12 protein-coding genes are annotated in these 14,577 nt (G+C 39.7%); all 12 read right to left on the reverse strand.

The features are described from left to right. Window positions 1-2: 2 nt before the first annotated feature. Window positions 3-929 (reverse strand): carbohydrate ABC transporter permease, encoded by a 927-nt coding sequence (locus G631_RS0101470; protein WP_051196710.1) that lies wholly within the window; start codon window positions 927-929, stop codon window positions 3-5. An 8-nt stretch (window positions 930-937) separates the two neighbouring features. Beyond that, on the reverse strand, window positions 938-1,828 hold the full coding sequence (locus G631_RS0101475; RefSeq protein ID WP_242829042.1) for a carbohydrate ABC transporter permease: 891 nt from the start codon (window positions 1,826-1,828) through the stop codon (window positions 938-940). Then, window positions 1,806-3,998 (reverse strand): DUF6449 domain-containing protein, encoded by a 2,193-nt coding sequence (locus G631_RS0101480; RefSeq protein WP_026487925.1) that lies wholly within the window; start codon window positions 3,996-3,998, stop codon window positions 1,806-1,808. Before G631_RS0101480 ends, G631_RS0101475 begins: the two co-directional genes overlap by 23 nt. Further along, window positions 3,970-4,875: an ABC transporter ATP-binding protein gene (locus G631_RS0101485; RefSeq protein WP_026487926.1), complete on the reverse strand. Its 906-nt coding sequence runs from the start codon at window positions 4,873-4,875 to the stop codon at window positions 3,970-3,972. Before G631_RS0101485 ends, G631_RS0101480 begins: the two co-directional genes overlap by 29 nt. Continuing rightward, complete coding sequence (locus G631_RS17635; protein ID WP_035789087.1) at window positions 4,868-5,290, reverse strand: GntR family transcriptional regulator; 423 nt, start codon at window positions 5,288-5,290, stop codon at window positions 4,868-4,870. Before G631_RS17635 ends, G631_RS0101485 begins: the two co-directional genes overlap by 8 nt. A gap of 300 nt (window positions 5,291-5,590) precedes the next feature. Then, entirely contained in the window at window positions 5,591-6,955 is a 1,365-nt protein-coding gene (locus G631_RS0101495) for a PFL family protein (RefSeq protein WP_026487927.1), read from the reverse strand. Window positions 6,956-7,008: 53 nt separating this feature from the next. Continuing rightward, window positions 7,009-7,281 (reverse strand): ACT domain-containing protein, encoded by a 273-nt coding sequence (locus tag G631_RS0101500; protein ID WP_026487928.1) that lies wholly within the window; start codon window positions 7,279-7,281, stop codon window positions 7,009-7,011. 123 nt (window positions 7,282-7,404) lie between these two features. After that, window positions 7,405-8,202: an MBL fold metallo-hydrolase gene (locus G631_RS0101505; protein ID WP_026487929.1), complete on the reverse strand. Its 798-nt coding sequence runs from the start codon at window positions 8,200-8,202 to the stop codon at window positions 7,405-7,407. A 792-nt stretch (window positions 8,203-8,994) separates the two neighbouring features. After that, on the reverse strand, window positions 8,995-11,169 hold the full coding sequence (locus G631_RS0101510; protein ID WP_026487930.1) for a cell division protein FtsA: 2,175 nt from the start codon (window positions 11,167-11,169) through the stop codon (window positions 8,995-8,997). 29 nt (window positions 11,170-11,198) lie between these two features. Then, window positions 11,199-11,822 carry a dephospho-CoA kinase gene (gene coaE / locus G631_RS0101515; protein ID WP_026487931.1) on the reverse strand — a complete coding sequence of 208 codons (624 nt, stop codon included), beginning with the start codon at window positions 11,820-11,822 and terminating at the stop codon, window positions 11,199-11,201. A 16-nt stretch (window positions 11,823-11,838) separates the two neighbouring features. Continuing rightward, window positions 11,839-14,082 carry a DNA polymerase I gene (polA, locus tag G631_RS17640; RefSeq protein WP_026487932.1) on the reverse strand — a complete coding sequence of 748 codons (2,244 nt, stop codon included), beginning with the start codon at window positions 14,080-14,082 and terminating at the stop codon, window positions 11,839-11,841. Window positions 14,083-14,124: 42 nt separating this feature from the next. Beyond that, on the reverse strand, window positions 14,125-14,451 hold the full coding sequence (locus G631_RS0101525) for an anti-sigma factor family protein (RefSeq protein WP_026487933.1): 327 nt from the start codon (window positions 14,449-14,451) through the stop codon (window positions 14,125-14,127). Between the last annotated feature and the right edge of the window lie 126 nt (window positions 14,452-14,577).

Genomic DNA, 14,577 nt, shown 5'->3' on the forward strand with positions numbered 1-14,577 from the left:
AATTAACCTTTTATTCCCCCCTGGTAAGAGATTCCCTCTACCAGATAGTCCTCGCCGTACAAGAAGATCAGAAGCGGCGGAACCAGATATATAACTGCAACTGCGAAGGCAAGAGAAATCTCACCTGCATTTATCTTGGATAGGAACACCGAAAGTGGGTGCATATCTGAATCCGGCAAAAGAATCAGTGGCTGCTCAACCATGTTCCAGTAATCAAAGAATACCAAAATGGAAATAGAAGCTATACCGCCCTTGCAGAGCGGGAAGCATATCCTTGAAAAGATATACCATTCATCAGCTCCATCTATTGAAGCCGCTTCCATCACCTCAGTTGGTATCCTTCTCATAAACTTAGTAAGAAGGTACACCGCAAAGGGTGAAAAAATACCTGGAAGCCAGATAGCCCATTTGGTTCCATATATACCAATTGCCCTAGATACCAGGAAATTAGGAACCAGCGTAACCTGGTAAGGCATCAGCATCATAATGATATATGCAAAAAATATTGCGTTCTTGAGTTTCCCCGAATATCTCGCAAATCCATAGGAAGCCAGAGTTGCTATCAGTAGCTGAAACACTACAATAGGGCCAACATATATTATTGAATTCCAGAATTTGAATAAATACTCCGGACTCTTAAACAAAACTGTGTAATACTGGGAGAAAGATACCATATCCGGAATAAACTTAAGGTTTACTGTCTTTGATATAAATACCTTGCCGCCTTTTTCCGTCGTAGCAAATATTGATCCGTAATTGGCGCTTATTTCTGATGCCGACATAAATGAATTCGTAACTGTCAGGATTGTTGGCAAAAGAAATATGAAGGCGAAAATAATGGCAGCCACGGTTACAAGTACAGTCTTAAAATTATCTATTCTTATTTTTTTCTTTTTAGCTTTTTGTCTAAATCCAACCTGCGTGCTCATCTTCTCTTTTACCCTTCTATATCCTTGCCAAACCAGTTCTCTATTGCGTACATGATGTACACCAGTATAGTAACTACAATAAACATGATGATGGCCGCTGATGATAATTTCTGATAGTCAAGAGAAGCAAAGGTGTTATTCATAAAGTGCTGCAAAATATACAGCGTCTGATATGGATAGTCTCCTGTCATAAGATAAACCTCTCTAAATACCTTAAAGGAGCTTATCAGTGACATGATTGCCACAAACAATATCGTGGATGACATATATCTTACCTTAACAATCCAGAAAACCTGCCATTTATTGGCATTTTCAAGGGCTGCAACCTCCAAAAGATCCTTGGGAATACTGGCTAGAGCTGACATAAACAAAATCATGTTGTATCCAAGGTTCTTCCATAGGAAAAGAGCTACAATTACGATGGCAGCTTTATCGGATTTAAGCCAGTCTATCTTATTCTGGCCAAAGAAAACCATAAAATTATTGACTATTCCATTATGATGAAACATTACCTGCCAGATAAGAACTACAGATGCTGTAGGCACCATAAGTGGGCTTAAGAAAAAGGTCCTGAAATAACTCTTAAAGGGAATCCTTGATTCCATAACAGCAGCCAGAAACAGTGATAGAACTACTGCCAGCGGAACTGCGATCAAAGAGAAAATAAGTGAATTGCTGGCAGCCTGCTTAAAAGCTGCATTGTTCCATACATTTACAAAATTATCAAAACCTACAAACTCTTTTTGAATGGGGTTATTTATCAATGAATAATAAATAACCACTCCAAAAGGAGCCACAAAAAACAAAATGACTCCAAGTAGTGAAGGCAGAAGAAAAAGCCAGGAAATAAGCTTTTTCTTCTGAAGTGTTGTTAGTTTAGTTGGTGTCGGAATAAACAAAATCAGGTACCTTCCCCATTTCAAAAGAATAATAAGATGCGTAATTACTATTAGACTCCCCAGTCTTTTTAAAATTGATCATAACGTTAAACTGATTATTTACCAGTTTGTCACTTCTATACCATCTGCTGTAGTAAGAATCAAGCACTACATTTTCTATTATATCGCTAATTTGTGCTTTTTCGGTATAGGTAATTGATTTTGATTCAACATTTATATCAATTTCATCCATATCCTGGCTCTCAAGATCATATCCCGGATAGTAATTAGTTACCTCTATGCTTTCTATTTGTTCTACGTCCAATGTGCTTTCAACAAATACGCCATACTTTTTAAGTACGTCAATTGTGTTAGTATAGCAGTCATATACGTTCATTGTAGTAGACGCATAGCCGTGATTAGTATTATTGTCATATGAAATCTGCCCAACAGGCACTGTATCCTTGGCCATTTCATAAGTAAAATATTTGTCTATATCTTTTCTATAAGCATCGCTCAGCTCAGCATAAGGAATATCAGTAGTAACTTTCTGAGCAGGTCCTGATATATAAGTAACAGTTCCTGTCTTGGCATTTGCAGCATCAAACTCCCTCATATCCTCATCATGGAAGAATACAAAATAACCCTTCTTATATTCATCAGAATCTATTAGCTTTGAAAGGAGCTGTTCGTCAATGTCATAAGGAATACAGATATCTCTATATACACTTCTGCCATTCTTTAGCCTGTATACAATTGTTTCGCTCCATCCAAGATCGTGATAATTTCCTGTTCTATCATATTCGGCCCACTTCTTTTTTGTGCTCATTCCAGCCTTTGAAAGTTCAACGAAGGAGTCAATGTCAGTAATAAACATGTAGTCTTCCGACATATTATAGCCGTCCTTGAACTGTCCATTTTCGTAAATTGTGTAATCATAGCCTGATCCAATAAATGCACAGCTCTCAATTTTATCCTTGGAAGGCACATAACAGTCATATCCCAAAAGGTCGCCCTTAAAGATTACAAATATAAGTGAAGCGATAGCCACAGCCATAATTGTCTGGGCTTTTCCCTGAATAAAGCTCTTAATGTTGCCATCAAGAATAGCTTCAATAATGCATCCGGAAATAACTGTTCCAAGGACCATTATTGCAAACATCATGATAAAAAACTTAGATCCATTGTTCCAGACATAATCATTCATGGCATAGAATATAAAGCCACTGGCAAGACCTATAACTACGCAGGATAATATCTTGGCAATCCATCTAAAAGGTCTGAAAACAATAGCTTTCCCGGCATGTTCAGCCTTTCTGAATCTGCTGATTACAGCAACGCAGACAAATGCCAAAAGACCAACAACCAGAATATCTACATCATAAGAAATAGTCTCTTTAAAACATTCAAATACAGATTCCAGAGAAGTATTATATAATTCCCCTGTCCCTCTAGCCTGATCAATCATCATTTTCATGATAATAAATCTGTCATAGAGAGGTGATGCTATTACATATCCATCTCCTCTTGCCGCATAAGTTGAGAAAAAAAGCTCCTTGTAGCTTGTGAAAACATAGCCATATACAACAGATATCAGCATCAAAAATGCCATTACAAGCATTGCAATTGGAAGGCTTCCACACAAGAGGATTGCCAGAACTGTAATGTTATATATAGTAAAAAACAAAACAAAGCTTCGAAGAGTTTCTATAAGTACAGAAACCAAAACTACTCTGCTCATGGCTCCCATACAGGTTGCAACTAAAAGTGCAATGGCATTAACAGAAATGTACATAATGAGGAATGTAGAAATTGCTTTAAAATATGTTTTCCTCATTCTCTCAGCTCTTGTTGTTGGCTGACTCAGATAAAAATCAAGCTTCTTCTGCTCAAAGACGTAGGAAAAACCCTGAAATGCAAAGGCGATAGCTACGCCAACTACCAGGATCCATCCAAGCTGTTCAAATCCCATAACCTTTGTCACTGCATTCTGCATCTCGTGATACATATACTCAGGGCTCTGGTGGTATATCTTTCCATAATTGATAGATCTTGAGACCATTACTGCCACACCAAGAATGTAGTAAATTGCCATTAACAGAAAGCCAATTATAGAAGACCAAAGAGTTCTTGTTACGTATTTCTTGTGATTAGAAAATCTATTACTCAAGGATAAACTTGCGGATGTCATACCCAACTACCTCCGTTTCACTAATGAATATCTCCTCTAAGGAAAGTGGCAACACTTCGAAGAATACAGGATTTCCTCTCTTAAAGGCCGCCTCTATATCTTCTCTTTCTCCTCGCATCGTGATGGTGTGAAGTCTTCCCCTCTTTTCATGGATCAGAATATCTATTCCCTCAAGAGCTGCCTTTTCCTCTTCATCGCTTGCAAATACGCACTGTATCTTCTGCATCTTGAGCTTCATATCACTAAGATCCTCTGAAAGGATCACTCCTCCCTTATGAAGAAGGCCTATATGATCACATATATCCTCAAGTTCGCGTAGGTTGTGGGAAGCAATTATAGGTGTAAGGCCTCTGTCTGCCATCTCTGCAGCAAATAAACTCTTTACTCCCTGTCTTACAACCGGGTCAAGACCATCAAAGGTCTCATCACATATTAAATACTTGGTTCCCGAGCAAATACCAAGAAGAATTGATACCTGCTTTTTCATACCCTTGGAAAAAGAGCTGATCCTACGCTTAATGTCAAGGCCAAAGCCGCCGCAGAGTTTAAAGAAGCGGAGCTTGTCGAAGTTATCATAGATTTCCTGGTAGTAATCAGCCATTTCCTCAGGTGTAGAATTTGGAAGGAAGTATTGATCGTCTGATATGTAAAAAATATTCTTTTTAACCTCAGGGTTATCATAAACCGGTCTGTTGTCCACACAGACAATTCCCTTATCCGGCTTTATAACGCCAGAAATTATCCTTAGTATTGTGCTCTTTCCTGCTCCGTTTGTTCCAACAAGTCCAAACACTTCCCCATCTAATATGGACATAGTGACATGATTGACAGCTTTGATGTCATCAAAATCTTTTACTAGTTCTATAAGTTCAATCATGATAACCTCCCTCTTTCCCTAATTTGTCAGATGCAGCGCATGCTACAATTCCCATACTGCTCAGGCGCTTTTTGATTTCATCTACAAGCTCATCGATAGGAATTCCAATATCCTGCGCTTCCTTAAAAAGCTCAGTTATAGCATTTATGAGCTCATTCTTCTTGTTGTCCATCATGGAGGTATTGCCCTTAACAAAGTTCCCTCGCCCTTTTACAGTATAAATAAAGCCCTGTCTCTCAAGCTCTGCATAGGCCTTCTGAACTGTATTAGGATTTGTAGACAGTTCCATAGCAAGGCTCCTGACTGATGGCATCTGATCATCAGCCTGAAGGATTCCCTTGTACATTTGTGTTTTAAAATTTTCAACAATTTGTTCGTAGATAGGTCTGCTATCCTGATAGTCAATTAGATTCATATCATCCCCACCATAATTATTAGTTAATAGTTTCATTAAGACTGACCAGGTGTATTGTGCAAGATAAAAAAACTGCTTCATATTAACTGTACTAATATATCTAGTACAGTTAATATAGTATTCTCATTTTCGTATAATTGCAAGACCTTTTGTAAATATTCCAAAATATTGTAATGTCATAGGAAATCTGAAGAGATTTAATATATCAAAAGAGATAAGGATCCATGCAATAATACAGGTATCCTTATCTCTTTTATATATTTTTATACAGTTATCTATTTCTAAATGAGTCCTGCGCTTTTAGTTCTTAAAGCTATGAACAGGAGCAGGAATCCTGCCACCACGATTTACAAAGGCATCACAGGAGAACTGATTAACAGGCATTATTGGTGCATAGCCTAAAAGTCCGCCAAACTCAACTGTCTCGCCAACGCCCTTTCCAATAACAGGAATAAGACGAACCGCTGTTGTCTTCTGATTTATCATACCAATTGCCATTTCATCAGCAATAATACCGGCAATTGTTGTATCCTTGGTATCTCCAGGAATAGCGATCATATCAAGTCCAACAGAGCATACGCAGGTCATGGCTTCGAGCTTTTCAAGAGTAAGACAACCAGCTTCCACTGCATTTATCATGCCCTGATCTTCACTTACTGGAATAAAAGCTCCTGAAAGGCCTCCTACATAGGAAGATGCCATAACACCGCCTTTTTTAACCTGATCATTTAAAAGAGCCAAAGCTGCAGTAGTTCCAGGTGCTCCCGCATGCTCAACACCAATCTCATGAAGAATGTCAGCTACGCTGTCTCCAATTGCTGGAGTTGGAGCAAGTGAAAGATCTATGATTCCGAAAGGAACTCCAAGTCTTTCTGATGCCTCTTTGGCTACAAGCTGGCCTACTCTTGTAACCTTAAATGCAGTTTTCTTGATGGTCTCACAGAGAACCTCGAAGTTCTCGCCCCTAACCTTTTCAAGAGCTGTCTTTACAACGCCGGGACCTGAAACGCCAACATTTATTATCTTATCAGCTTCTGTAACACCGTGGAAAGCGCCAGCCATAAATGGGTTGTCATCTGGTGCATTGCAGAAAATAACCAACTTGGCACAGCCAAGGGAGTCCTTATCCTTTGTTGCCTCAGCAGTCTCTTTTACAATACTGCCCATAAGACGAACAGCATCCATATTGATACCTGTCTTGGTAGAACCTACATTTATAGATGAACAGACAACATCTGTTGTAGAAAGGGCAAGTGGGATAGACTCAATAAGAAGTCTGTCAGCTTCTGTCATTCCCTTACTTACAAGAGCTGAATAACCACCGATAAAGTTTACTCCAACCTTTTTAGCTACGCTATCAAGTGTCTTGGCAATTGATGCAAAGTCCTCTTTAGTCTTGCAGGCAGCCCCGCCCACAAGCGCTATTGGAGTAACTGATATTCTCTTATTAACAATTGGAACTCCAAACTCCCTTGCTATCTGGTCTCCAGTCTTAACAAGGTCCTTGGCTGAATCATAGATCTTATTGTAAATATTCTCATTGAGCTTCTGAAGGTCAGTACTGATGCAATCAAGAAGGCTAATGCCCATGGTGATGGTCCTGACATCCAGATTCTCTTTTTCTATCATGTCATTGGTTTCTATAACTTCATTAACATTTATCATAAAGCAATCTCCGTTTAAAAAAATGTAAAAGAAAAGACCCAAACAAACAGGAATCAGATCCTGTGCATTGAGTCAAAAATTTCTTCTCTCTGACACTTAATAACGACACCAATCTCTGTGCCAAGCTTGTCAAGATCGTCAGCAACCTGGTTAAAGTCCTTGGCTGTACCAGCCATATCAACGATCATCATCATATTAAAATATCCGCTTACAATAGTCTGAGAAATGTCCAGAATGTTAATTCCAGAATCTGCAAGATAGGTGCAAACCTTGGCAATAATGCCTACTGTATCCTTACCAACAACTGTTATGATAGTCTTGTTCATAAGCTCCTCCGATACTGTTTTCATTTCCTTCAAACTTACCAACATAAATGGTAAATGTCAACTAATCTTTGCATCAGCTAATACAGAAACCTGACTTATAAAAGATTTCTACAGAACAAACTCTTACACATAAATTATTCGGGATATCTCTGACCTATTAGCCACCATTATCTCAAAATCGCTTGAATGATAAGGGTTTTCTCCCATATCAATCTCAACTCTTACTGTTTCATAAGCAAGTTCCGGAAGATTATTCTCTTTTGATAAATGTCCCAAAAAGATTCCCTTAATCTTATCATTAAGGAGTTTGCAGAGGAGTTCACCACTCTTTTCGTTGGATAAATGTCCTGAGTCGCCCAGTATACGGCGCTTTAGCTGATAAGGATATGGTCCTGTCTGGAGCATTCTGATATCATGATTAGCTTCAAGTAAAAGAGCATCGCAGTCCCGAAGGCATTCAACAGTATAATCAGTATAGCATCCAAGGTCGGTAGCTACGCCAATCTTCTTGTCCCCGCAAAAGATCCTGTATCCGCAAGGCTCATTGGCATCATGGGAAATTCTCATAGGATTTAAAATCATATCTCCAACAGAAACCTCTTTATCAGTCTCAACTGGAATAAATCTGGAATCCAGCATTTCTCCCTTTTTGTCGCTAAATTTTATTCCCTCAATAGTGCCTTTGGTAGCATAAATTGGAATATCATACTTCTTTAAAATAGTATGTAACGCCGCTATATGATCTGTATGCTCATGGGTAACAAAAATAGCATCAAGGTCAGACAATCCTAGTTCAAGCTCCTTGAGTCCCTCTTCAATCCTCTTCTTGGAAACTCCCGCATCTATCAAAATATGAGTCCTCTCAGACCCTATATAAGTACAATTTCCACTACTCCCACTGGCAATACTCGTAAATCTCATAAACATAAAAACCTTTCAAAAAACGATGCTCTAATCATACCAAAACTCCACCCATTTTACCACCGCCAAACCCTGCTTAAGTTTCCTTTTCTTTCTCTTCTAATCACCACAAACTTGCCGCCTTCACCCGGCGCAGCTACCTCGTCGTTCATAAAAGATTTTTTGGCGTAAGAAAGAGCTGATGGATTTAAGAGTGCTACAAAAGTGCCCAAAAATCCTGCTTACGAATTACCTGTCCGAGGCTCAGCCCTGGATTCCTACGGCAAGAGATTTGATCTCACTCGCGATCAAAAAGTTCACATTTTCTCAGATGCTCCCGCAGCCTTTCTTTCAATGCGCATGCTGCAGCTTAAACTTGCAGGACGGTTAGAAAAACAACAATAGAAAATGCCATAGCCCGCATAGCGGGCGTATACAAGAAAAGAGAAATCAACTTCTTCAAGCTAGCTTGAGAGAGTGATTTCTCTTTTCTTTATGGCGCGATGCGCCAAATGGCATTTTCTTTAATGTGATCACAGTCCGTCCTGCTTCAAACAAAGCTTCGCATGCGCGGGAAAGGCTGCTTTGGGAGCATTAGAAAATGGCACTTTTTGCTAACGCTCGCGAGTATCAAATCCCCCCGCCGAAGGCTCCAGGGCGAGCCGAGTTTAATTCGTAGGATTTTGGGGCATCTTTTGTAGCGCCTTAAATCCCAGCGAAAGAACCGACAAAAAATCTTTATGAACAAGAGTCAATCCTGCGCCGGTCTACCGGGGTCGAAGATTGAGTCAAAAAAGCGCATGGATTACTCTGTCAGGTTTTCCAGTAAACTTCGATGCGGTCGCCTTCGTGGATTGGCTGCATGTACTCTGGAGTGGCGCCGTTTAGGGTAGTGACGATTGCTCTGCCCTGCGGCTTTGAAAGATCAAAATCTATGGCGTCGAAGATGTCTACAAAGATGTAATCTGCCTTGCCGTGAAGAGTGTGCGGCTCGTTGTTTATGGTTACGTGAAGATCGTGAGCTAAAATGTTTTTGACAGGCTCAGGATCATTTTCGAAAGCTTTAGAGTCATCTTCACTGGAAAGATCCTCGAAAGAAAGCTGTCCATCCTTGCCCTCTACGATCTTAACATCCCTGTCGTCACTTTCGTAGGCTTCCTCGTTGGCAAGTCGTATTGCCTCTTCGTCGGCATCCGGAAGATCATCATAATACTCCATTAAAGCTTCTTCCTGATCCTTGAACTCAACCTTGAAGTTCTCATAAACAGGAGTATTGGCATCTCCACGCTCGTTATTAACTATTATCACAGTATCTTCAGTGATAGTAATATCCATCAGTTCCGCTATCTGAGCAGCGGTGTTATAGTCAAGAACCTTTACGTCATCCCCGGATTTTATGCTGTAAAAGCCAGTCTGAGCTTCTCCGTTTACAGTAGCATACCTTGAAGCTTCAACATTTTTACCATTTACATTTACATTGAATTTTGTCTTAAATTCAGGAATGCTGTCAATCGTAGCCTTACCAGGTTCACCTGCAGTAGATGGCTTTACATCGATAATATCATTGGCATGAATCTTACTATGAATATCAGCCGGCTTACCATTAAGAGAAATAACTGCAGCTTCACCCGACTGGCCTCTTTGTGTTCTCTCTTTTCCATTTACTGTAAACTTAAGCTCTTCGCCTCTCTTTGGGAACAGATCTTCATTAGGAAATGCAACCTGCATAGCAGCATCAACAATCTGAAGCTTACCATTGTCATAGAGCTTGGTCTGAGTTCCGTTGAAGGATACAAAGATAAAGTTATTTGCCTCTTCATAGTAGCTAAAGCAGATACCAAGCGGTGTTACAAGAAGTGAGTCTCGTTCAATACCATCATTATTGAGGAAGGTTATGTTCTTCATAACCTCTTCGCCTCTAAGCGCAACTCTCTCATCAGGAATGCCCATTTCTCTGGCAATAGCCTCTGTATAGCCTGGAACGCATCCGCCTCCGCCTACTACGAACACAGCGCTTACAGGCTGGTCTCCATTAAGACGCTTTATCTCTTCAACTGCTTTTTTAGCCATCATCTCAACCTGAGGCTTTATTATAACAGCTATCTCATCAGCAGTAATAGTCTTATCAAGTCCCATGATGTCTACGTATTTCACTTCAGACTGATGGCTGGAAGTGATCTTTATCTCATCGGCAGTATTAAAGTCAACAAGACACTTCTTGGCTATGATCTCAGTAATATCATCACCTGCTATTGGAAGCATTCCATATGCGGTAATAGAGCCATCGTCAGTTACACATATATCAGATGTTCCAGCACCCACATCAACAAGGGCCAGGTTCAACATCCTGAATCTGTCCGGAATAGCAACCATCATAGCTGCAATTGGCTCGAGAGTTAAATTAGCGACTTTAAGCCCTGCTCTTTCGCAGGCTTTATATAGACCATCAACACAGTCATCAGGAAGGAAAGTAGCAATCAGCTCGACGCTTACATTTCCTGCACTGTGTCCTTCAAGATTTACAATCTGATATCCATCCAGATAATAATGCATTACTGAATAGCCAACCAGATAGAATTTTAGTCCAGAACTGTTCTCCTCAAGAAACTGTGCATATGCCTTCTCAACAGCTGCAGAGTCCAGATTATAAATATCTTCCTCAGTCAGATCATGATTGTCAGTAAACTCATGGTCATACATGATCCTTACAGTTTTAAGCACACGACCAGCCGCAGCAATACATACATCCGTAAGATGGATATCTGTCTGCTGTTCAAGCTTTTCTTTTACCAGACGAATTGTCATGCCAACCTTGCCAATGTCATGGATCTGTCCATCCAGCATAGCTCTTGTCTGGTGCTTCTCGACTGCCTGGGCAATTACATTAAACTGCCCATCGCTCATGTACCCTACTGTTCCAACAACACTTCTGGTTCCAATATCAAGGCCAAAAACAACCTTCTGATCCGCTTGTTCCAAACTAGGCATATTCGTTTCCCCTCATACTTTTAGTTTAGTTAAAGCTCAAAACCCTTTAGTTTTCTGTCAATCTGCTCTGCAGCTTCTTCCAGAGTCCCGGAATTATCAATAACAAACTGACAATGTGCCCTAAAGGTCGCGTCATCTAGCTGCTTACTCAAAATATCCGATATCTTCTCGTCGGAATATCCCCTTGAGTCTTTTAGTCTCTGCCTCCTTGCGTCCTCTGATGCATATACGTACCACAGCTCGTCTGCAATCTTGTCATACCCGTTTTCTATCAAAAGAGCTGCCTCTACAAAAACAAAATCCAGCTCGCCACGGGTTTTTTCATCCTCTATTATATTAATAATATATTCATTTACTGCAGGATGCAAAATGTTATTAACAGATTTTAGTTTATTTTTATTATTGAATATAGCAGAGGCCATTTTTGCCCTGTCTATTTCACCATCATCCCCAAGAATTTCAGGTCCCAAAAGCTCAACAAGTCGATCGTAGGCAGGAAATCCCTTCTTTTTAATGTCATTAGCCACATCATCCGAAAAAATAATGCGGCACTTATAATTATCCCTGATGTATCCAAGCACAGTACTCTTGCCGGCCCCTACTCCTCCAGTAATGCCAATAATATTAGTTTTTCCTTTTTTAATTTCTCCCATAAAGCATCTCCGAATATTACTTAGCTTCGTACCAGTCTGAGCCAATCTGGCATTCTGCCATAAGAGGCACTGAAAGGTTTGCAGCCTTTTCCATCTGACTTGTCAAAAGAGCTGACACCGTCTCCACTTCATCTGGAGCAGTTTCTATTACAAGTTCATCATGAATCTGCAGTATAAGCCTTGACTTTAGAGAAAGCTTTTTAAGTTCAAAGAAGACGTTTATCATGGCTATCTTCATGATATCAGCTGCAGTTCCCTGAATAGGAGCATTCATCGCAACCCTCTCTCCGAACTGCCTCACATTAAAATTTGATACCTTAAGTTCAGGAATAGGCCTTCTCCTTCCAAATATTGTAAGAGAATAGCCTTTCTCTTTAGCCTCTCTGATAACTTTTTCCTGGTATGCCTTAACTCCTGGATAAGTTTCAAAGTATTTCTCCATATATTCCTTGGCTTCACCAACAGAAATGGAAAGATCCTGTGACAGTCCAAAAGAGCTGATTCCATATACAATACCAAAGTTAACTGCCTTGGCATTTCTACGCTGAAGAGGAGTTACTTCATCAAACGGCACGTGGAATACCTTGGATGCGGTGATTGTATGGATATCTTTACCCTCGTGATAAGCGGCTATAAGTTCCTTGTCATCAGCCATATGCGCAAGTATCCTAAGCTCAACCTGAGAGTAATCTGCATCTGCAAATACATAGCCTTCCCTTGGAACAAAGACCTTTCTGATAAGTCTTCCAAGCTCTGTTCTCATAGGAATATTCTGAAGGTTAGGTTCTGTGGAGCTGATTCGCCCTGTCGCTGTTATTGTCTGATTAAAGCTGGTATGTATCCTGTTATCCTCTTCAATAAAGGCAGCAAGACCATCAGCGTAGGTTGACTTTAATTTGGTAAGTCCTCTATACTCCAAGATATCAGAAACAATAGGGTATTCTGGAGCAAGCTTTTCAAGAACATCCGCCGCAGTTGAATAGCCTGATTTTGTTTTCTTTTCTGCAGGAAGTCCTAGTCTTTCAAACAAAATCTCTCCAAGCTGCTTGGGTGAATTTATGTTAAATTCACAACCTGCAGCCTGGAAAATAAGTTTTTCAAGTTCAGTTATCCTGATCTGAAGCTTATCTCCATAGGCTTTAAGCTCATCAGCCTTGGCGATAATACCCTCTTTTTCCATGGAATAAAGGATATATGAAAGAGGCATCTCGATATTGTAAAAGAGATCTTCCATGCCAAGCTTTGAAAGCTTACTCCTAAGAAGCGGTGCCGTTTTAAAGCACACAAAAGCTATCTTGCAGGCATAATCACAAATAGTCTTCTCATCCGTTTCTCTAATACTCTTTTTTCCAAATAGATCCGCCTTTTTAGGAAGAGTTAGCCCCAGATACTCCTTGGCAACATCTGAAGGATCATAGTCATTCTTGTTTGGATTTATAAGATAAGCTCCTATCAACGTATCAAAGCATCTGACTTTGTCCTTATAGGACTTATCTTTGCAGGTACCATCCTCAGCATATTCATAGCCATAGGTTCTATCTTTAATTTCAAAAGGTTCAAAAACTCTATAGCTCTCTTTTATATCAAAAGTCACAAGGCTGACCTTTTCACTTAGGACAGACAACTTTTTGCCAAGATAATCTGATGTAATGAAATTTTCTACAGGAATATATACAGCCTCGTTTTCATCAAAGCATATTGAAAGCCCCAGAATCTCGTGATGCTTGCCACTCTTTGGAGCAACGCTGTCTGTAAGTAAATAAAATGCGACATAATTGTCTATGGCTTTCGTTCCATACTCATATGCATTTTTAAAGATTTCTTCTACTTCATTTAAATCAGATGTCTGTCGCATCTTAAGTGAAAATACAGGTACAGCCTTAACCTGGCCATTTGGAGAAAGCTCAGAAAGCTTCTCTGAAAGAGCATTTACAAGATCATCAGATACAGTAAAAGAAAAGCCATTATCCGTATCTGTGATGTTGCCTGCAAGAACGTTTTTTAGCTCACTTAAGAAAAAGTCTATCTGCCATTTAACGAAAGGAGTATCTTGAATTTCAAGGTCAGAGCTCGCACTACCATCAGAAGTCACAGTGATAAGCTCCACCTCATCGCTCTCTCCAGTTTTAAGAAGGCTTACAAGCTTAAACATTGCTCCGTATACGCCGCCAATATGGTTACCATCTCCATTTGTAAAATCAGGGATGCTGTAAAAAGCATCCCTAACATATTTACTTACACTTATACTTGTCTTACTCAATTTCTCTTCCTCAAATTTCTTATAGTCTGATAAAGCCTTATTCTATCCAATTGTAAATGCCAGTATCACTGTCGTTACAGCAAGGACAAGGACCAGGACTTCCAAGAGAAAACTAAAATGTACAAGCCTTCTCCTCCCCTTTAATCTCTTCTCTGCACTCTTTAGAAGGTTGTCAAGTTCCTCCTTGAGATTAAAGGTATTACCGTCCTCAAGCCTCTGCATACCAGTTCTGACAAGAAACTGAATAGTCAGTTCTTCCTTGCATTCAGGGCACTTATCAATATGATCCAAAAAATCAGCCAGATCCTGATTATCAAGATCATCTTCTAAAAATAAAGTTATGGACTTATCTATATCTTTACATGTCATGCAATCACCTAAGTTTAGCCATACACCACATTTGTGTATAAGCATCTGTAAAAATCAACATCTAGTCAAACAACAGTAATGAAAATATAGAAATCTACAACATATAGAATACAATAAAAAAGCTAA

The organism is Butyrivibrio sp. XBB1001 (genome assembly GCF_000424505.1).
Taxonomy (GTDB): domain Bacteria; phylum Bacillota; class Clostridia; order Lachnospirales; family Lachnospiraceae; genus Butyrivibrio.

Bases quoted from the DNA above. Each gene is read 5' to 3' on its own strand.
- G631_RS0101485 (WP_026487926.1), bottom strand. From the start codon at position 4,875: ATGATTGAACTTATAGAACTAGTAAAAGATTTTGATGACATCAAAGCT.
- G631_RS0101525 (WP_026487933.1), bottom strand. From the start codon at position 14,451: ATGACATGTAAAGATATAGATAAGTCCATAACTTTATTTTTAGAAGAT.
- G631_RS0101480 (WP_026487925.1), bottom strand. From the start codon at position 3,998: ATGACATCCGCAAGTTTATCCTTGAGTAATAGATTTTCTAATCACAAG.
- G631_RS17635 (WP_035789087.1), bottom strand. From the start codon at position 5,290: ATGAATCTAATTGACTATCAGGATAGCAGACCTATCTACGAACAAATT.
- G631_RS0101505 (WP_026487929.1), bottom strand. From the start codon at position 8,202: ATGAGATTTACGAGTATTGCCAGTGGGAGTAGTGGAAATTGTACTTAT.
- G631_RS0101470 (WP_051196710.1), bottom strand. From the start codon at position 929: ATGAGCACGCAGGTTGGATTTAGACAAAAAGCTAAAAAGAAAAAAATA.
- G631_RS0101510 (WP_026487930.1), bottom strand. From the start codon at position 11,169: ATGCCTAGTTTGGAACAAGCGGATCAGAAGGTTGTTTTTGGCCTTGAT.
- G631_RS0101500 (WP_026487928.1), bottom strand. From the start codon at position 7,281: ATGAACAAGACTATCATAACAGTTGTTGGTAAGGATACAGTAGGCATT.
- G631_RS0101495 (WP_026487927.1), bottom strand. From the start codon at position 6,955: ATGATAAATGTTAATGAAGTTATAGAAACCAATGACATGATAGAAAAA.
- coaE (WP_026487931.1), bottom strand. From the start codon at position 11,822: ATGGGAGAAATTAAAAAAGGAAAAACTAATATTATTGGCATTACTGGA.